Origin of the sequence: Chelatococcus sp. GCM10030263 (assembly GCF_042666455.1) — a bacterium.
GTDB lineage: Bacteria > Pseudomonadota > Alphaproteobacteria > Rhizobiales > Beijerinckiaceae > Chelatococcus.
The window spans coordinates 754,832-773,311 of the sequence record NZ_JBHTDB010000005.1; the positions used below are offsets into that span (position 1 = coordinate 754,832).

Consider the following 18,480-nt stretch of genomic DNA (forward strand, 5'->3'; position numbering starts at 1 on the left):
CGGGTGGCAGCGATATGAGGGGATTGCGTTACGCAGGTTTCCGTCCCTTCGCCGGCATGACCCGGATCAGGTCCTAAGGGTCACCGCGGTGCTCGGGCGAGCCGGCGGAATCTCAGCCCCCTCACGGGGCCCCCCTCGGAACGCTGCGATGGTGGGCAACTTTGCCGGCGAAGTCAATCGATTCCGCCATCCAGGGGAAGTTGAGCTCCCTCGCGGGCCGTGGCCAACCGGCCGGCATCCATCTGGACCTTTGCGACTTTGCAACAGTCACTGCGAAAGAGACGAAGAGACTATTTCAGAGTTGCAGAGATGACGGGCCGTCATTATGGCTTCACATCGGCGTGTGAATACTATGCTAGGTGCTCTTGGCGTGAGGGGGGTTGGTAGCACGTGTGTACGACTGCCTGCCGGCAGTCTACCTCCGGGAGCCGCAAGATGATGAATAGAGGTTTTTTGTGCAGCATCACGCTCGCTGCTATGGCCAGCGTGAGTCATTTACTGCCAGCGCAAGCCGCCGATCTGCCGATGCAGAAAGGCGCACCGGCGGACTACGTTCGTATCTGCTCAGCACAGGGCGCGGGCTTTTTCTATATCCCGGGCTCGGACGTCTGCCTGAAGATCGGCGGGCGGGTGCGTGCCGAATATCGCTATTTCGAGCCGCAGTGGAGCGCGCCGGGCAACGGGCGCTACAGTGACGCGACGGGTTTCCGCGCCCGCGGGCAGCTCGACGTGGACGCCCGCACCTCGACCGAATACGGCGTGGTCAGGGCTTTTGCGCGCTACCGCATCACGCGCAGTACCGGCGCCTACAACACGCAGCCGGGACCGCAGGGCTCCCAGGTTTCGGTCGATCTCAACCGGGCCTTCGTCCAGTTCGCCGGGCTCACGGCGGGCGTGACGGAGTCGTTCTTCGACTTCTACGCCGACACATTCAACTTCAGCGACGGCATCCTCGGTGGCTACGGCTCCTATGTCGAATCGGCGCAGGTCCTCGCCTATACCGCTTCCTTTGGCAACGGCTTCTCCGCAACGCTCTCGCTGGAAGACCGCAACCAGCGTCTCGTCAACGCGAGCTTTGCCAATGGCGGCATCGATCCGGCCGGCGAGCGCATGCCGGATGTGATCGGCGCGCTGCTCTATGACCAGTTTCAGAAGGGCTGGGGCAAGGTGCAGCTCTCGGGCGCGGTGCACCAGCTGAACTCCGGCCAGATCACCGGCTTCGGCAACCGGGTGGACGCCGTCTATGGCTATGCCGTCCAACTCGGCACCGCGATCAACCTGCCCATGCTCGCTTCCGGTGACCAGCTCTGGCTGCAGGCCGCCTACAGCGACGGCGCCCTCAGCTATCTCGGGATCAACACCAGCACGGTCCGCCTTGGCCCGGTCGCTGCAGTCTTCACGGATGGCGCGCTGGCAGGGGGCGACATCAAGACGACGCGCGGGTGGGGCGCCACCGGCGCCTTCCTGCATTACTGGACGCCGTCGGTCCGTCAAAGCGTGACGGCGAATTATACCGTGGTCGACTACGACGCCTCTGTGACCCAGCTCTTCTCCGGCTTGAGGGACACGCGGGTCCTGCAGGTCGGCTCCAACCTGATCTGGTCGCCGGTGAAGGCCATGGATATCGGCGTCGAGGTTATGTACTACCGGCTCGATCCGACAGGCCGGTCGGCGGTCTCGGTCGGCGGTGTTCCGGTCGCCTACAGCGGCAGTGCCGATGCCTTCGAGGGCCGGCTGCGTCTACAGCGCGATTTCTGAGAACCGGGCTCGGCTGGTGCGCGCCTTGCCGGTGCGCGCCTTGCGGGTGTCTCTCGCCTGTGGAGGGTATAGGTGGTCCGAGCCCGTCAGCCCGGCACGAAACGGCGCAGGAAACCAGTCAGATCGTCGGTCATGAAGTCGATGTGAGGGGCGACGATCGGCGCCTGCTCGTGGGCTTCGCGGAAGGGATCGGCCGTCTTCGGCAGCACGAGCACCGTCGCCATGCCGAGCGCATGCGGCACGACAAGGTTCTTCGCCAGATCCTCGAACATGATGGCGGTCGCCGGATCGACCTTGTGCTGGTCCAGAAAGCGCTCATAGGTGCTCTGCTCGGGCTTCGGCACGAAGCCCGAGGCAACGATGTCGAAGACCGCCTCGAAATGGTCGAGAATACCGAGCTTCAGCGCAACCGCCTCCGCATGCCCGCGTGAGCCGTTCGTCAGGATGAGCTTGCGCCCGGGAAGATCGGCAATGGCAGAGCCCAGGTCGGGATCGGGCAGAAGCTCGGAATAATCGATGGCATGGGCGAATTCGAGGAAGTCGTGCGGATCGATGCCGTATTCCTCCATCAGCCCGCGCAGGGTCGTGCCGTAGCGATGGTAGTAATATTTCTGCAGCGCGCGCGCCGAGATCCCGTCCAGCCCGCAGAGCTCGGCCAGAAACAAGGTGATGCGCTGGTCGACCTGCGGCCAGAGCTTGGCGTCATGCGGGTAGAGTGTGTTGTCGAGATCGAAGATCCAGGTATCGACATGCGCGAGGGAGGGCTTGGGCAGGCCCTTGGGCAAAGCCTCCAGCCCGGCCTCGGGCGGCGGCTGCTCCGGGAGAGCCATGCCGTCCGTGGGCTTCGGCAGAAAAGTCTCGTTCATGATGGCTCCGTTCCCCCACCAGGAGGAACAGTTGAATCTGGGCGATCCGCCAAGCTTCGGCAAGAGGGAAGGGCGTAACCAAACGGCCAATAGCTCAGCCGGAACGGGTATTTTTAAGGAACTCAAAACCTTGTCGCGGCGAAAAACGCCCGCGATGCGCAGAAAGCGTGGCTGTTCCTGCATAGCCGGGAACCGGAGCGGCTCGGCGTTATTCCATGCCCGCTATGTTGTTTGGTTCATTGTCGAGGAATGGATATGACCCAAGTTGATCAAGAGAACGGCCTGACGCGCATATCGCGGCTGGCGGAGGCTGAAGCCGAAGCCACGATCGAAGGGCTGAATGCCACCCTGTCGGCCAAGCGCATCGATGCCATGCGGATCGTCTCGATCATTCTCGAGCCGGCGCGCTTCGACCCGTCGGGGCGGCTCGTCAAGCCGTTCTATCGAATCTTGTACCGGCCCTGAGGCGCCCGCCGCTCAGCGGCGGATCAGCGTGCCCGCGCCATGGTCCGTGTAGAGTTCGAGGAGAACGGCATGCGACACCTTGCCGTCGAGAATGACAACGCCCTCGACCCCCTGCTCGAGCGCATAGATGCAGGTCTCGACCTTCGGGATCATCCCGCCGGTGATCGTGCCGTCGGCGATGAGGCGCCGGCATTCCTCGATTGAGAGCTCGGGCAGGAGCTTCTTGTCCTTGTCGAGCACACCGGGAACGTCCGTGAGCAGCAGCAGGCGCTTGGCGCGCATGGCGCCGGCGATGGCGCCGGCGAAGGTGTCGGCATTGACGTTGTAGGTGGCCCCGTCCGTGCCCACGGCGACCGGCGCGAGCACGGGGATGATCTCCTGGCCGAGCACCGCATCGAGAACGGTGCGATCGACGCGCTCCGGCTCGCCGACGAAGCCGAGATCCACAACCTTCTCGATATTCGAGCCGGGATCGACGACCGTGCGCGTCACCTTGCGCGCGATCACCATATTGCCGTCCTTGCCGCACAGGCCGATCGCCTTGCCGCCTTCGGCGGAGATGGTGCCGACGATCTGCTTGTTGATGGAGCCGGCGAGCACCATCTCGACGATCTCGACGGTCGCCTTGTCGGTGATCCTGAGACCCGCGGCGAATTCCGACTTGACGCCGAGCCGTTCCAGCATCTGGCCGATCTGCGGCCCGCCGCCATGCACGACGATCGGCTTCACGCCCGATTGCTCGAGCAGCACGATGTCCTCGGCGAAATCCTCGGCTGCCGCCGGATCGCCCATGGCGTGGCCGCCGTATTTCACGACCACGATCTCCTGGTCGTAGCGCTGCATGTGCGGCAGGGCCTGCACCAGCACCTCGGCGCGGGTGTGCACGTCGGGCAGATCGGATTTGGAGGAAGTCGTGGACATGTCGCGCGAAAGCCTCGGCGGAGAATGACTGCGCTTTTCTAGCGAACGTCGGCGGTTTTGTCGCCCCTTACGCGCGCCGCGGCACGAGCGCCGCGATCGCCAGGAAGAGCCAGCCGATCATGAGAAGCGTGCCGCCGGTCGGCGCCGCCATGGGGAGCGGCGAGATGCCGGCAAGGGCCCGCACCGCGAGATCGCCGCTGAAGCCGACGAGCCCGATGGCAATCAGGACACCGGCCAGGCGCAAGGCCGAGGCGCGCCCGAAACCCATGTGATCGGCAAGTGCCACCCCAATGAGCAACGGCCCGTGAAACAGAAGGAAATTCGCCGCCACATCGAGCGAGCCGGGACCCGTCACATGGGCAGCGGCCGCGGCGCCCACGACGCCGCAGAGCCCGGCAATCGCGCCGAGAAAGAAGAGCAGCCGATCGATGAAGGCGACCGCGGCACGGGGCTCCAGGGAGGTTTCGTTCGGCATGCGGGTCTCGGCTGTTCCGTCGGGATGGGCTAGGCCCCGTAGGGCGGCTCGGTATAGCCCTTCGGCGACTGCGTGAAAATTTCGACGCCGTCCTCGGTGACGCCGACGGTATGTTCGAACTGCGCCGAGAGCGAGCGGTCGCGTGTGACGGCCGTCCAGCCGTCGGCGAGAATCTTCACGCCCGCCTTGCCGGCATTCAGCATGGGTTCGATGGTGAAGATCATGCCCGGCTCGAGCACCACGCCCGTGCCCGGCTCTCCATAATGGAGCACCTGCGGTGCGTCGTGGAAGACCTGCCCCAGGCCATGGCCGCAGAAGTCCTCGACGATGGAGAAGCGTTCGCGCAGCGCCACGTGCTCGATCGTATGGCCGACGTCGCCGAGTGTGTTTCCGGGGCGCACCTGGGCGATGCCCGCCATCATGGCGTCGTAGGTGGTGTGGACCAGGCGTTGCGCCTTCACGGAAACCTCGCCGACGAGATACATGCGGCTCGAATCGCCGTACCAGCCGTCGAGAATGGGTGTGACGTCGATGTTCAGGATGTCACCTTCGGCGAGGAGCTTCTCGGAAGGAATGCCGTGGGTCACCACATGGTTGACCGAGATGCAGGTGGCGTGCCGATAGCCCTTGTAGCCGATGGTGGCAGGGGTCGCGCCGGCGGCGCGCATGAAATCTTCGCAGAGCCTGTCGAGCTCCGCCGTCGAAACCCCCGGCCGCACCGCCGATGCGATGAAGTCGAGCGTCTCGGCCGCGAGCCGGCCGGCGCGGCGCATGCCCGCGAAGGCCTCCTCGTCGTGCAGCGGAACAGGGCGCCCGGTCACATCGACCTGGGCGGAGTAGCGAAGCGTCACGTCATGTCCTCTTGCCGGCCTGGCGCCCAAGATGTCGCCGAAGATGCCCGCCCCTGAATAGCGGGCGCGCCGTTCCCGTCAACCAATGCGTTGCCGCCGATCGTCGCAGCACCTGCTGATCAGCAAGGCGACTATGCAGCATTAGGGCTTCACAAGGAGTGCCGAGCCGCTTTATGTGCCTTGTTGCCATTTGAGCGGGGTCAGCCGTGCGCTTCCGTTTCCGTCCCGACAATTTCATCATCGCGCTTGTCACAGTCGTCGTGATCGCGTCCTTCCTGCCGGCGCGCGGTGAGGTCGTCGATTATCTGGAATATGTGACCGACGCGGCGATTGCGCTGCTCTTCTTCCTGCATGGCGCCCGGCTGTCGCGCGACGCGGTGATCGCCGGCATCGGGCACTGGCGGCTGCATATCGTCATCCTGGCGACGACCTTCGTACTGTTTCCGGTGATCGGCCTGGCGCTCGCGCCGTTGTCGCCGAACCTGCTCACGCCGACGCTCTATGCCGGCATTCTCTTCCTGTGCACCCTGCCGTCGACCGTGCAGTCGTCGATCGCCTTCACCTCGATCGCGCGCGGCAATGTCCCGGCAGCGATCTGCTCGGCCTCGGCGTCCAATATCATCGGCATGTTTCTCACGCCGGCCCTCGTCGGCTTGCTGCTGCACGCCAAGGGCGGCGGCGGCTTCTCGGCCGATGCCGTCGGTGCGATCGTGCTGCAGCTCCTCGTGCCTTTCGTCGCGGGGCAGGTGCTGCAGCCCTTCATCGGTGCTTTCGTGCGCCGGCACAATCGCGTGCTCAGCTTCACCGACCGCGGCTCGATTCTGCTCGTCGTCTATGGCGCCTTCAGCAAGGCGGTCGTGGCCGGGCTCTGGCAGACGCTCGATTTCACCACCATTGCCACCATGGTCGTGGTCGACCTCGTGCTGCTCGCGACCGTTCTCCTCGTCACGACCTATGGCAGCCGCCTGCTCGGCTTCTCGCGCGAAGACGAGATCACCATCGTCTTTTGCGGCTCGAAGAAGAGCTTGGTGAGCGGCATTCCCATGGCGAATATCATCTTTCCGGCGCAGGCGGTGGGCGCAATCGTGCTGCCGCTGATGCTCTATCATCAGGTGCAATTGATGGTCTGTGCTTGGCTTGCGCAGCGCTATGCGGCGCGCAAGGCACCAGGCGACGACACCCCCGGCGACGGCTCCGCCAAGGCAGCCGCGGCGAAGGCGGCAGCCGCCTGACGCCGTTGACTTTCGCCAGGCGATCCGCCATAAGCCGCTCTCGGATTGGCGGCGCTCGCAACGGGCGCCGCTTGCCGTCTTGGACGGCCTTGTCGCCTCGGCGGCAGCCGACAGCAAACATCATCAGGGTCGTCGCCGGCATGGCCGGAACGACGTTCGGGTGCGAGGCCGAGAGCCGGCTGCGCCCATGCGGAACCGGAGATCGGGCGGTGAAGAGGACCTATCAACCGAGCAAGCTCGTGCGCAAGCGTCGCCACGGCTTTCGCGCGCGCATTGCGACCAAGGGCGGACGCAAGGTGATCGCTGCACGTCGCGCACGGGGTCGCAAGCGCCTGTCGGCCTGACATCAAGGACTGGACCGGCATGTGCGACGTCCCTGCGGCGGGGCCCGGGCGACGTACTGCCACGCTGCCACGCCTCAAGAAACGCTCCGAATTTCAGGCGGCGAGCCGCGGCCGCCGTTTCCATACGGAGCGCATGAGCGTTCAGTGCATCGATCGTCCAAGCGGCGACGGGCTCTCAGGGCCTGTTGGGCCGCGTTTCGGCCTCACGGTGACCAAGAAGACCGGAGGGGCTGTGGAGCGCAACCGCATCAGACGGCGGCTGCGCGAGGCTCTGCGCCAGCTGCGCCCGGAATGGCCGCCGGTGGCTATCGACATCGTGGTCGTTGCCAGGCGCGACGTTCTGTCGGCGCCTTTCGACGCACTTGCGGTTGATCTCAGGCGCGCTATGGCCACATGTGCGACATCGCGGAAGCGGCTTGGCCAGGGTTCCGCCAGGAAGCCCGCAACCGCAACGGATCCTTCATGACCGGCGACAACAAAAACCTCATTCTCGCGATCGCTCTGTCGGTCGCCGTCCTGGTCGGCTGGAACTACTTCTTCGGCATGCCGCAGGTTCAGCAGCAGCGGCAGAGTGCTTCTCAGTCCCAGCAGGCTACTCCCCAGCCGCAAGGTGCGCCGCAGACGGCTCCCGGTCAGCCTGCACCGGGCGGCACCAATGTCCCGGGCCAGCCCGCTCAACCGGCCACACCGATGAGCCGCGAGCAGGCGCTGGCGGCCAGCCCCCGCGTCATCATCGACACGCCCAAGATCGCCGGCTCCATCGCCCTGCGCGGCGGGCGCATCGACGACGTTTCGCTCAAGGCCTATCACGAGACGGTCAACCCTCGCAGCCCCAATATCGTGCTCCTTTCGCCCTCCGGCAGCCCGCATCCCTATTATGCGGAGTTCGGCTGGGTGCCCGGCGGGCAGGGCGGTCCGAAGCTGCCCGATTCGCAGACGCTTTGGACGGCCGACAATGCGCGGCTGACGCCGCAGACCCCCGTCACGCTCACCTTCGACAACGGGCAGGGGCTCATCTTCCGGCGGACGATCTCGGTCGACGACAACGCCATGTTCACCGTCAAGGACGACGTCGAGAACAAGGCCTCGGCGCCGGTCACGCTCTATCCTTACGGGCTCATTTCGCGGCACGGCATGCCGCATACGGAAAACTCCCATATCCTGCATGAGGGCCTCGTCGGCGTGCTCGGCGACCAGGGCCTGCAGGAAGTCGGCTATGCCCAGCTTGCCAAGGAGCCGGCCCTGCCGGGCGGCGGCACCGGGCTCGAGTTCAAGGGCGCGATCGGTGGCTTCGTCGGCATCACCGACAAATATTGGGCGACCGCCGTCATTCCGGACCAGGCGCAGCCCTATGAGGGACGCTTTTCCGAACGGCAGGTCGGCGATCAGCCGAGCTTTCAGGCCGACGTCCTGACCGGTGCTGAGGCGATCCAGCCCGGCGCGTCCGCTTCCTCGACGCTGCACCTCTTCGCCGGTGCCAAGGAAGTGGCGGCTATCCAGGGCTATGAGGCGAAGCTCGGCATCAAGCTCTTCGACCGCATGATCGACTGGGGGTGGTTCTACTTCATCACCCAGCCGATGTTTAAGCTGCTCGACTTCTTCTACAAGCTGCTCGGCAATTTCGGCCTCGCGATCCTCACGGTCACGGTTTTCGTCAAGCTGGTCTTCTTCCCGCTCGCCAATCGTTCCTATGCGTCCATGGCCAAGATGAAGGCCGTGCAGCCGGAGATGGTGGCGATCCGCGAGCGCTATGCCGACGACAAGGTGAAGCAGCAGCAAGCCTTGATGGAGCTCTACAAGAAGGAAAAGATCAATCCGATCGCCGGCTGCTGGCCGCTGCTCATTCAGATCCCGGTGTTCTTCTCCCTCTACAAGGTGCTGAACATCACCATCGAGATGCGGCATGCACCGTTCTTCGGATGGATCCAGGATCTTTCGGCGCCGGATCCGACGACGGTCTTCAACCTCTTCGGGCTCATCCCCTGGGATCCCTCCACGGTGCCGGTGTTTGGCCATTTCCTGATGCTCGGCGTGTGGCCGCTCATTATGGGCGTCACGATGTTCGTCCAGATGAAAATGAATCCGACGCCGCCCGATCCCGTGCAGCAGATGATGTTTTCCTGGATGCCGGTGATCTTCACCTTCATGCTGGCGTCCTTCCCGGCCGGGCTCGTGATCTACTGGTCGTGGAACAACCTTCTGTCTGTGCTCCAGCAAGGCTGGATCATGCGCCGCAACGGCGTGAAGATTGAGCTCTGGAGCAATCTGCGGTCGATGCTCCTGGGGAAGGCGAAGGCCTGACGGTGGGCCGCGCCATTCGGCCGCAGCAGCCATGGTGCGCTGGACGTCCTTGTCCAGCGCGGGCGCCGGCCAGCATCACCAAGCTTTGATTCCACCACCCATGCGGCAGTCTATCTGCCGTTGCGGATAAGCTTATAGTTCGCACGCAGGGCACCGTTTCTAAAACGGGGTACCCGCGCGATGCGCCCCATGCTGAGAACCTTGGCTGTTCTGGTGGCAGCTCTGACCACCGTAACCCCTGCGCTTGCGCAGGCGACGTTCCGGATCGATCCCGCCCGCACCCGCATTGCTTTTGTTATTGATGCCATCGGGTTTCCCCAGACCCGGGGAGAATTTCGCCAGTTTATGGGCCGCCTCCTGGTCGATTTCGATCGGCCGCAGCGCAGCCGCGTCACGTTCGAGGTGTCTGCCGCTTCGCTCGACACGAAGTCGCCCGGCCTCGACGACTACATCCGCAGCTCCGCCTTCCTGAATGTGGGGCAGTACCCCAACATCAGCTTCTCCTCGGTCGCGGTCGAGAAGCTCGACGAGCAGACGGTCCGGGTCGCCGGCGATCTCACCATGCTCGGCGTGACGCGTCCCGCCCTGTTCACGGTCGTAGTCGATCGCACTGCCGGCCGGCGCGGTGCGATCGGTTTTCGGGCCCAAGGCACGATCCGACGCTCGCAGTTCGGCATGATTTCCGGCCAGCCGCTCATCTCCGATAATGTGACCATCACGGTCTCAACAGAGGCCTTGCCGCAGTGACCGCGCTCGATCAGGCAGGCCCCCGTCGGGGCAAGATGATGCGCTGGAGCCCTGCCGGACGTTTGCTGCACTGGGGCATGGCGGTGCTCATCATCGGGCTCGTGGTGGTCGGGCTGGTGATGACGCGCGGTCGTTTCGACCTGGGCACGACCTTTGCCCTTTACCAGTCGCACAAGTCCTACGGCCTTCTCGTTCTGCCACTGTTGGCCTGGCGCCTTCTGTGGCGCTGGCGGACGATCGCTCCACCGGCACCGCCGACCATGGCCGCGATCGAGCGACGGCTCGCCCGCGCCGCGCATGTGCTGTTCTATCTGATGATGGCGGCATTGCCCTTGTCCGGCTGGATTATGGCATCGGCCTCGCCGCTGAGGTTGCCCACGCGTCCCTTCAACGCCTTCACATTGCCGGATCTCGTTCAGCCCGATCCCGCGCTCTTTGAAAAGCTCCGCCTCCTCCACGAGGTCATCGCCTATGGCCTCGTTGCTCTGCTCGTGCTGCATGTCGCCGCGGCCTTGAAGCACCATATCCTGGACAAGGACGACATTCTCAGCCGCATGGGCTTCTGACATAATGGGCTTCTGACATAGCCAGCGGTGGCGCTTGCGGATTTTTGGCTGAAGCTCGATAAGAAGCGCATGACCATCGCAACCACCAGCCAGGCATCCGAGCTCCTCGAGGCGGGCCGCAAGCTCTTTGCCGGTCCTGCTGAATTCATTTGGGCGGCGGCTTCGCAGGAGGGCCTGCCGCCCATCGGCGGGCTTGAGATCGCCTTTGCCGGGCGGTCCAATGTCGGCAAATCGAGCTTGGTCAACGCGCTCACCGGTCGCAAGACGCTGGCGCGCACGTCGCATACCCCTGGACGCACGCAGCAGTTGAACTTTTTCGAGATCGGCGCCGGTCCGGCTTTCACCCTGGTCGACATGCCGGGTTACGGCTATGCCGCTGCCGGCAAGGAGAAGGTCGCCGCCTGGACGCGGCTCATCTACAGCTACCTGCGCGGCCGCGTTAGCCTCGGCCGCGTCTATGTGCTTATCGATTCCCGGCACGGCATCAAGAGCAACGACACAGACGTGCTCGACATGCTCGACAGCGCCGCGGTGTCCTATCAGATCGTCCTGACCAAGGTGGACGAGCCGACCGCTGCCGAACTCGCTCAATGCGTCGCCGCAACCGAGGCGGCGATCGCCAAGCGTCCGGCGGCCTTCCCAGTGGTCATTCCCACATCGAGCCGAACCGGCGCGGGCATTCCGGAGCTCCGCCAGGCGATCGCCGATCTCATCGCAGAACGGGCCGGCCATGGGTGACGTCCTGCGCCCCGACCTCTGTGTGGTCGGCGCCGGGCCGGGTGGCTTCACCGCGGCCGCGACGGCGGCGCTCGGCGGTGCGCCAGTCGTGCTCATCGCTACGGAGCGCCTGGATGGCCCCTGGCGGAGCGCCGGCTCGGCCGCCGCCGCGGCCTTGAGCGCTGCCGGGGCCCATGTGCGGGCTGTCCGCGACACCACTTTCCTCGGCATCGGCGCCGGCAAGGGGCGCATCAACCAGCCGCGGGTTCACGCCCATGTCCAGCGGGTCGTGGCGGGGATTGCAGCCGAAGAATCGCCTTATCGGCTCGCCGCTCTCGGCGTCCAGGTGATCAACGACGAGCCACGTTTTATCGATCCACGCAGCCTTGTCGTCGGCGGCACGACGATCGCTGCTCGGCGTTTCCTCATCGCTACAGGCTCCGAGCCGGTCATTCCGGATATTCCGGGCCTCGCCGATATCGAGGTGCTCACCGACGACACGATCCTCGACACCATCCATAACCCCGAGCGGCTGGTGATCATAGGCGCCGGCCGCACCGGCATGACGCTCGCGCAGGCCCAGCGCCGGCTCGGTGCCGAGGTCGTCCTCATCGACCGTGGCCCCGCCTTGCGGCGCGAGGACCCCGAGATTGCCGCCTTCGCGGTGGCTGGCCTCAAGCGCGAGGGCGTCGTCATCCACGAGCATACGACGATCCGCCGGGTGACGGCGGCGGGCAATGTGATCCGCATCGAAATCGAGGCGGGCGAGAATGCGACCAAGACGGACGCCGTTCAAACGATCGAGGCGACGCATGTCTGCGTCGCCGTAGGGCGCCGGCAGATCCTTGAGGGGCTCGATCTCGCCGCCGGCGGCATTACGGCGAACGAGACCGGCATCGTGACCGCCCGTGGCTCCAAGACGAGCAACCGCCGCGTTTACGCGCTCGGCGCGAGCGCTGGTCGCGACGCCGACAGTCATTTCGCCGCCCATCTCGCCAAGGACGAAGCCCGCCGGATCGTTCGCCGAGTGCTTTTGGGCGCGCGAGCGCCGCAACCGGCGGCCATTCCGCGGCTGACGATGACCGATCCGGAGATCGCCGCCGTCGGTCTTAGCGAAGCCGAAGCACGGGCCAGAATGCGCAAGATCCGCATCCTGCGCGCGCCCTTCGCCCAGAACGAGCGCGCCGAGGCCGATCGCGTTGCGGCGGGCGAGATCAAGGCCGTCGTCAGCCGGGGCGGGCGCATCCTCGGCTGTGCCATCGCCGGTCCTTGCGCGGGCGATCTCATCCTGCCCTGGGCTCTCGCTATCAACCAGGGCCTGAACATCGTCCAGTTGGCTGGCCTCGAGATGCCGTCCTCGGTCTATTCGGCGGCTTCACGCGATGCCGCGTTGAGTTTCTTTGCGGCTGAGACCCGCAGCCGCTGGCGGCAGGGGCTCGCGGGCATCCTGCGCCTCTTCGGGTAGGGGAGGCGGGGCATGGAGGCCTATCGACCTCAGCCGCCGCGCCCCCCGAACGCTGACGGCGGGGGCGCCGCTACGCCGGCCTCCGGCCGGCGGGTGCTGTTCGGGCTATCGGCGCGGCTGCTTGTTCTCACGGTGCTGTTCGGCATGTTCGCCGAAATCATGATCTATGTGCCCTCGATCGCGAGCTTCCGCATGGCTTGGCTCAGCGACCGCCTGGCGACAGCCCAGGTTGCAGGCCTCGTGCTGGAGGCGGCGCCCGAGGGCGGCATCAACCGCAAGCTCGAGGAAAAGCTGCTCGCCGGCGTCGGCGCGCAGGCGATCGCCGTGAAGGTTGGCGGCGCACGGCATCTGCTCGCGCTGGCCGACACACCGGCCGAAGTGGCCGAGACGATCGATCTGCGCGATCCGACCTGGGCGACTTTGATCGGCGATGCCTTCCGCACCCTGCTCGTGGTCGACAATCAACCGGTGCGGGTGGTGGGCGCCGGCATGGGCTCGGCCGCCTTCGTCGAGATGATCATCGACCAGCGGCCGCTGCGTGCCGCGATGATTTCCTTCTCCAAGCGCATCTTGCTCGTTTCGCTGCTCATCTCGACCATCACCGCGGGTCTCGTCTATCTTGCGCTGCAGCTGCTCATCGTCCGCCCGGTCCGGCGGTTCTCCGCCAATGTGGCCGCCTTCGCCTCCGATCCCGAGGATGCAAGCCGCATCATCGTGCCGTCCGGGCGCAACGACGAGATCGGCGTGGCCGAGCGGGCGCTGGCGGAAATGGAGCATGGCCTCGCCGACGTGCTTCGGCAGAAGAAGCATCTCGCCGCACTGGGGCTTGCGGTCAGCAAGATCAACCACGACCTGCGCAACATGCTGGCTGCGGCCCAGCTCCTCTCGGACAGACTTGCGCAACTTGCCGATCCGAGCATCGCGCGCTTCGCGCCGCGTCTGGTTGCGACGCTTGGCCGCGCGATCGACTTCTGCCAGGCGACCCTCGCCTATGGTGGCGCAGCCGAGCCGGTCCCGGAGCGCCGGCGCTTCCTGCTTGCGCCGCTCGTGGAGGAAATGCGCGATCTCCTCATCGCAGAGGACGACGCCGTCACCTTCGACATCGAGATTGCCCCCGATCTCATGGTCGATGCCGATCCGGAGCATCTGTCGCGGATACTGCTTAACCTCTGCCGCAACGCCATTCAGGCCTTGGCGCACGCGCCCGAGCGTCCGGGCGGGCAGGGGCAATTGAGGGTACGGGCGGTGCGCCAGAACGGTGGGCAGGATGCCGCAGGACGACGTCCGGGCGTTGTCATCGATGTCATCGACAACGGGCCGGGCGTGACCGAACAGGCGCGGGGCAAGCTGTTCGAGGCCTTCCAGGGCACGACGCGGCCGGGCGGTTCGGGGCTCGGCCTCGCGATCGCGGCTGAACTCGCCCATCTCCACGGCGGCGAGATCACGCTTGAGGAGGCCCCCGACGGGGCGCATTTCCGCATATCCATTCCCGACCGCGCCGCGTGAGCCACGACCAGCTCCGTTCCGCATTAACCCGACGGAATTCGCGGATAAGCGGAAGAAGGGGCTTGCCAAGCGGCCTTCGAGGATCTAATTCAGCCACCTCGCCCGTTGGATGGAGCCTTCCTTCATCGGTTTGCGATGCGCGCCGGTAGCTCAGCTGGATAGAGCACCAGACTACGAATCTGGGGGTCGAGAGTTCGAATCTTTCCCGGCGCGCCAATCAGCACTTCTGCCGGAGTGCTTAGACCGGTTGCTGTTGCTCGACGACCGATCCGCAGCTTCGCTGCAGAATTATTTCCAACTTTAGATGCCACTGGATCTCGTCGGTGGCCGAGGCGGGTCGGCAGTCTTGCTCTGTCGGCCAGGGCCGCCGCTGCAATGCGGCACCAGCACGTGCGGCCACACTCAGTAGGATTATCGCTGGCAACGGCCTCATTTGCTGCGAGAGAGGGCTCGGGTGGCGAAACGGAGAGACCGCCAGGCAGGGGCGAGGCCAGCCTTCAGCCAGCGGCACAGCCTGGGAAACCGTGCGCCTATTCGGCGCGCAGGGCCGGTGATACGCCAAGAAGCGCTATAGAGAATCGAATCGAGGCGGTATTCTGCGTCGGTTGCCCGTTGCTCTAAGGCCGCAAGCTTGGGCGAAGCTACATCCTTGTATTGGTGCTCTTCCAACGACCGTCTACAAGCCTCGAAACAACGGGGATGGACGAGGTCGAGCGCTGGACCGCCACCTTGCTCCGCCGATACGGCACGTAAATGCTCCATCAGGTCCTGGCGATCGCGCCGAACGAATACCAACGTGTTCTGCGCGTACCACCACGCGATGCGCTGATCATACCAGACCTGCGGCCGCAGGACGTCGAACACCGCATATCCATGCGCATCGAATAGCGCGGCCCAGTATGAGGGCCAACGCTGGTTGGCATCCGCGGTGCCGCTTTGTCCGGGAATGGCGGCACTGAACACGATCACGTCGGACAACTGGCAGAGATTGGCGACGAGGCTGTCTGCTGCCGAAGGTGGCAGGTGCTGCGCCATCTCGAAGGAGGTCGCAAGGTCGAAGCGCTCTGTGACACCGAAAGACGTAGCGAGATCGGTGCTGCGAAACTCATTCCGCTCCAGCAGCATCGCGCCGTCATCGGCGGAGCCGCCATCCAATCCCAATACACGCGACACGCCCGCAACCTTGAACTGGCGTAACCAGACACCGGTCCCGCAGCCGAGGTCGACCACTGAAGCCACATGTGGAAACAGCCTTAAGATGAGCGTGACCACAATTGATGCCGAGCGCGACGAGCCTTCAAAGTGGCCTGTCGGGAGGGCGCGCTGGTGAGTTCTGCGCGGCGCCGGCATTGTCTGCTGCAGCATGGCTGCCTCTTGAACGAAACGAATGGGCTAAAGTTGGTCGAAAGGCAGATCACTTACTCCGGCGGTGAAGGTTCGCAGATGGGTCGAGAGACCAGCGTCTTTTCGGATACGCGATCCGCGCATGAAGCCGACCTGTTGTGCCAAAGGTGAGCAATTCTCCAGTAGCCCGACGCCATCGACCATAACGAGCCTCGGGACGCACCTACGAAACCCGGAGGTCTTCTCGGTCAGAGCAGCCGTGTTCCAATCCGGCAACGCTCGCCTTGATGCAAGTGGTGAGGTTTTCTCGACATTCGTTCTATGCCACATTTCGCAACGATACGAACTCCAACGTGTTTCTGCGTGCCTACATCGGGATCTTGCTCATGCGACTCTGCTACGCCTCTGCGGAGCGACTAGCCGTTGCATGCTGGTATGCATCCTATTAAGAGCAGAAAGCATCTGAGACAACGCAACAATTTTCAAGATTGAGGGGCCAGGTGTCAGGCGCGACAATCGTTCCGGCCATCTCGGTGGCGATTTGCACGCATAATCGGTTCGACGATCTGCGTAATGCGCTTGAGGCACTTGCACGCCAAACTCTCCCGGCGATTGCCTTCGAGGTGCTGATCGTCGACAACAGCTCCGATCATGCTGCGCGTGATGCGTTTCGTGCGGTCCAGAACTTTCCCGCCAACGCTCACTGGTACGACTCCTCGCCGCCCGGCTTGTCGCGTGCGCGGAACCTCGCCTTGGAAAAGGCGAAGGCTCCGGTTGTCGCTTTCCTGGATGATGACGCGACACCTTGCCGCGGTTGGCTGGAGGCGCTGGCGGCCACCTTCGTAAGGCATCCGGATGCGGCGGCCGTCGCGGGACCGATCGAAGCCAAATGGCCGAACGAACGTCCGGACTGGTTGCCGCCGAGACAAGAGGGTGCGTTGACGGTGCTCGACCTCGGTCCTGAGGACCGGCCCCTCCTCGCGCACGAATATGGCTACGGCGCGAATCTGGCCGTCCGGCGCGACCTGGCGATTGCATGTGGAGCTTTTGACGAACAATTGGGCCGAAACGGCGGCATGTCGCTTCTTTCGGGCGAAGAGGTGGCCCTACAGGATCGCCTCCGTGCAGCAGGGCACGTCATCTCTTATGCGGCGGAAGCGCGCGTTCTCCATCGGATGCGCCCGGAGCGCCTCACGCGAAACTGGTTCCGCTCCCGAATGGCATGGCAGGCTGTATCGGAAAACCTGCAGCATGGAGGCCTACCTTGGCCCGATTGGTCGAGGAGCGCGCTTCAGCAGGCGGCGCGGTCGCTTGGTATAGGAAAAGCCTTGGAGGCTCTTCTGGCGCCCAGGGATGGCGAAGAATTCAGCGACCAACTGGATGTCATTCAGCATTTGATCGCTCTTCTTCTCTCCGCCGGATCGATGCCGGACAAGCGCTTGGAAGCCTTGTTCTCGAAGGTCACCATCGATGCAGAGGAAGAGGCTGCGGCGAAGAAGGATACCTATCGGCCGGCGGCAGCTTTCCCGGCAAACACGCAAATCGTCTTTGCGGAGTTTGCCGATTGCAACAGCCATCTCCTCGACCTCTACGGCGATCTTCCACACGTCGCTTCTATAGAACTGCCCGGGCGCGCCTGGGGCGGTGATCCCCGCGCCGCGCTGTCCTATATCGAGGCCTCGCTGCCACCTCGGGCCCGTGCGGTCTTCCTCATCAGCCTCGACCCGTTCTCGTTCAACCCGGCCGGTGGTGAGGCGCTTGCAGAGGCGATCGGCCGCTGGGGAATTCCGACCTTTGCCATCCAGCATCGGCCGCCGCAGACGGCTGAAGAGCACCAGAGTTTGGCGAAGGTCGCCGGATGTTTGACGCGAGTGATTGCCTTGTCCGAAGAAGTCGCCACACGACTGACCTCGGACCATCAGTTGACGAATGTCGCGGCACTTCCGCACCATCCCTCGACCTTCCGCCATATACTGCCGGGGCACGGTGAACGCGCGCGCGCCTCCATCGGCGCAGGGCCGGACCATACAGTGTTCGGGATGGTCGGCGAGGCGCAGAACGGGCGGGGCCTCAAGCTCCTGCTGTCAGCGCTCGACCATCTGTCCAGCACGGTTCGGCAGTCCGTGTTCTTTTGGATGGCCGGTAAGGCGATCGGGTTCGATCCCGAGGTGATCAGTGCAGGATTCGCCAAGCGGAAAATACACGCGCGCGTCGATCTAAGACAGATTAAGAGCACGGGCGAACATTCGGTGCTGACGAGCGCCGAATATGCAGACGCAATTTCTGCGATCGACTTTGGCTTGCTGCTTCAAGAGCCGCAACGCGGTATTGCTGGCGGTGTGCTTTCAGACTACGTCTGGCAGGGGAAGCGTGTCATCGCCACGCGCGATAGCTTCATCGGCGGGAAAGTGGCTCGCCATGGGCTCGGTTTGACGCTCGAAACGGAAAGGCCCAAGGCGCTCGCCGCGCTCATCGGCCAAGCCGTCGAGCTTCATATAAGCGGAGCGCCGCTCGGTGGCGGTTTCGAAGCCTATCGCCAAGCCCATTCACCGACGGCGACGCTAAAGGCCCTGCAAAGTCTGCTCGAGACGGCGCTCTCAAGGCAAGTGCCGACGTAAGGCGCACGGATCCGGACTCTCTTGATCAGCGAGCGTTCGGCTGGGGGGCAAGTTCATGGGGCCTGTGATCAACGGCCGCCGCCGCCCTACCCGTCTGCAGACGCTCGGAAGGTCGCGGGAGGGTGGAGAGCGGAAGTCAGGCACTTGCCGGCAACCGGACATTGGTGTGGGTTCGCCGGGACGCATCCCGTTGCCAGCGCTGCCGCAGCAGTGACTTACAAACGTCGGCGGGAAAGGCGTGTTTATGCCGGTGCGCTTATCGTAACGAACTGTTGTTACTGTTGCTTTTTTGTCATTGGCAGCG

18 protein-coding genes, 1 tRNA gene and 1 riboswitch are annotated in these 18,480 nt (G+C 64.4%); of the genes, 14 read left to right on the plus strand and 5 right to left on the minus strand.

The annotated features are described in order from the left end of the window. Positions 1-26 precede the first annotated feature (26 nt). Positions 27-146: riboswitch (TPP riboswitch) on the minus strand. 379 nt (positions 147-525) lie between these two features. Then, entirely contained in the window at positions 526-1,758 is a 1,233-nt protein-coding gene (locus ACFQU1_RS13700) for a porin (RefSeq protein ID WP_378133386.1), read from the plus strand. An 86-nt stretch (positions 1,759-1,844) separates the two neighbouring features. On the opposite strand, the gene ACFQU1_RS13705 is transcribed toward ACFQU1_RS13700, so the two are convergent. Beyond that, a complete protein-coding gene (locus ACFQU1_RS13705) occupies positions 1,845-2,624 on the minus strand; it encodes a pyrimidine 5'-nucleotidase (RefSeq protein WP_378133388.1) in 780 nt (259 codons plus the stop codon). A gap of 31 nt (positions 2,625-2,655) precedes the next feature. On the opposite strand from ACFQU1_RS13705, the gene ACFQU1_RS13710 reads away from it, so the two are divergent. Beyond that, positions 2,656-2,883 (plus strand): hypothetical protein, encoded by a 228-nt coding sequence (locus ACFQU1_RS13710; protein ID WP_378133390.1) that lies wholly within the window; start codon positions 2,656-2,658, stop codon positions 2,881-2,883. Then, on the plus strand, positions 2,880-3,089 hold the full coding sequence (locus ACFQU1_RS13715) for a hypothetical protein (protein WP_378133392.1): 210 nt from the start codon (positions 2,880-2,882) through the stop codon (positions 3,087-3,089). The genes ACFQU1_RS13710 and ACFQU1_RS13715 overlap by 4 nt, the downstream gene beginning before the upstream one ends. Before the next feature lie 12 nt (positions 3,090-3,101). Here ACFQU1_RS13715 and argB read toward each other — a convergent pair whose 3' ends face one another. The 3 genes from argB to map all read right to left on the minus strand — a co-directional run bounded on the left by argB (position 3,102) and on the right by map (position 5,336). After that, positions 3,102-4,010: an acetylglutamate kinase gene (argB, locus tag ACFQU1_RS13720; protein WP_378133394.1), complete on the minus strand. Its 909-nt coding sequence runs from the start codon at positions 4,008-4,010 to the stop codon at positions 3,102-3,104. Positions 4,011-4,077: 67 nt separating this feature from the next. After that, complete coding sequence (locus ACFQU1_RS13725) at positions 4,078-4,485, minus strand: DUF423 domain-containing protein (protein ID WP_378133396.1); 408 nt, start codon at positions 4,483-4,485, stop codon at positions 4,078-4,080. A gap of 29 nt (positions 4,486-4,514) precedes the next feature. Then, on the minus strand, positions 4,515-5,336 hold the full coding sequence (gene map, locus ACFQU1_RS13730; RefSeq protein ID WP_378133398.1) for a type I methionyl aminopeptidase: 822 nt from the start codon (positions 5,334-5,336) through the stop codon (positions 4,515-4,517). 206 nt (positions 5,337-5,542) lie between these two features. On the opposite strand from map, the gene ACFQU1_RS13735 reads away from it, so the two are divergent. From ACFQU1_RS13735 to ACFQU1_RS13780, 10 genes are all read left to right on the plus strand, one after another. Beyond that, positions 5,543-6,568 (plus strand): bile acid:sodium symporter family protein, encoded by a 1,026-nt coding sequence (locus ACFQU1_RS13735; protein WP_378133400.1) that lies wholly within the window; start codon positions 5,543-5,545, stop codon positions 6,566-6,568. A 209-nt stretch (positions 6,569-6,777) separates the two neighbouring features. Further along, positions 6,778-6,912 (plus strand): 50S ribosomal protein L34, encoded by a 135-nt coding sequence (rpmH, locus tag ACFQU1_RS13740; protein ID WP_099056420.1) that lies wholly within the window; start codon positions 6,778-6,780, stop codon positions 6,910-6,912. A gap of 19 nt (positions 6,913-6,931) precedes the next feature. After that, positions 6,932-7,378 (plus strand): ribonuclease P protein component, encoded by a 447-nt coding sequence (gene rnpA / locus ACFQU1_RS13745; protein WP_378133403.1) that lies wholly within the window; start codon positions 6,932-6,934, stop codon positions 7,376-7,378. Beyond that, positions 7,375-9,213, plus strand: coding sequence for a membrane protein insertase YidC (yidC, locus tag ACFQU1_RS13750; protein WP_378133405.1), 1,839 nt, complete (start codon positions 7,375-7,377; stop codon positions 9,211-9,213). Before rnpA ends, yidC begins: the two co-directional genes overlap by 4 nt. A 180-nt stretch (positions 9,214-9,393) precedes the next feature. Then, positions 9,394-9,960 (plus strand): YceI family protein, encoded by a 567-nt coding sequence (locus ACFQU1_RS13755; RefSeq protein ID WP_378133407.1) that lies wholly within the window; start codon positions 9,394-9,396, stop codon positions 9,958-9,960. Further along, positions 9,957-10,526 (plus strand): cytochrome b, encoded by a 570-nt coding sequence (locus ACFQU1_RS13760; protein WP_378133409.1) that lies wholly within the window; start codon positions 9,957-9,959, stop codon positions 10,524-10,526. Before ACFQU1_RS13755 ends, ACFQU1_RS13760 begins: the two co-directional genes overlap by 4 nt. Before the next feature lie 69 nt (positions 10,527-10,595). Continuing rightward, entirely contained in the window at positions 10,596-11,264 is a 669-nt protein-coding gene (gene yihA, locus ACFQU1_RS13765) for a ribosome biogenesis GTP-binding protein YihA/YsxC (RefSeq protein WP_378133411.1), read from the plus strand. After that, complete coding sequence (locus ACFQU1_RS13770) at positions 11,257-12,708, plus strand: FAD-dependent oxidoreductase (RefSeq protein ID WP_378133413.1); 1,452 nt, start codon at positions 11,257-11,259, stop codon at positions 12,706-12,708. The genes yihA and ACFQU1_RS13770 overlap by 8 nt, the downstream gene beginning before the upstream one ends. 12 nt (positions 12,709-12,720) lie before the next feature. Further along, positions 12,721-14,214, plus strand: coding sequence for an ATP-binding protein (locus tag ACFQU1_RS13775; protein WP_378133415.1), 1,494 nt, complete (start codon positions 12,721-12,723; stop codon positions 14,212-14,214). Between the two features lie 139 nt (positions 14,215-14,353). After that, positions 14,354-14,430 (plus strand) — tRNA-Arg (locus ACFQU1_RS13780). Positions 14,431-14,643: 213 nt separating this feature from the next. Here ACFQU1_RS13780 and ACFQU1_RS13785 read toward each other — a convergent pair. After that, positions 14,644-15,579: a methyltransferase domain-containing protein gene (locus tag ACFQU1_RS13785; RefSeq protein WP_378133417.1), complete on the minus strand. Its 936-nt coding sequence runs from the start codon at positions 15,577-15,579 to the stop codon at positions 14,644-14,646. Between the two features lie 479 nt (positions 15,580-16,058). Here ACFQU1_RS13785 and ACFQU1_RS13790 point away from each other — a divergent pair, with 479 nt between their 5' ends. Then, a complete protein-coding gene (locus tag ACFQU1_RS13790; RefSeq protein WP_378133419.1) occupies positions 16,059-18,176 on the plus strand; it encodes a glycosyltransferase in 2,118 nt (705 codons plus the stop codon). The last annotated feature ends 304 nt before the right edge of the window (positions 18,177-18,480 follow it).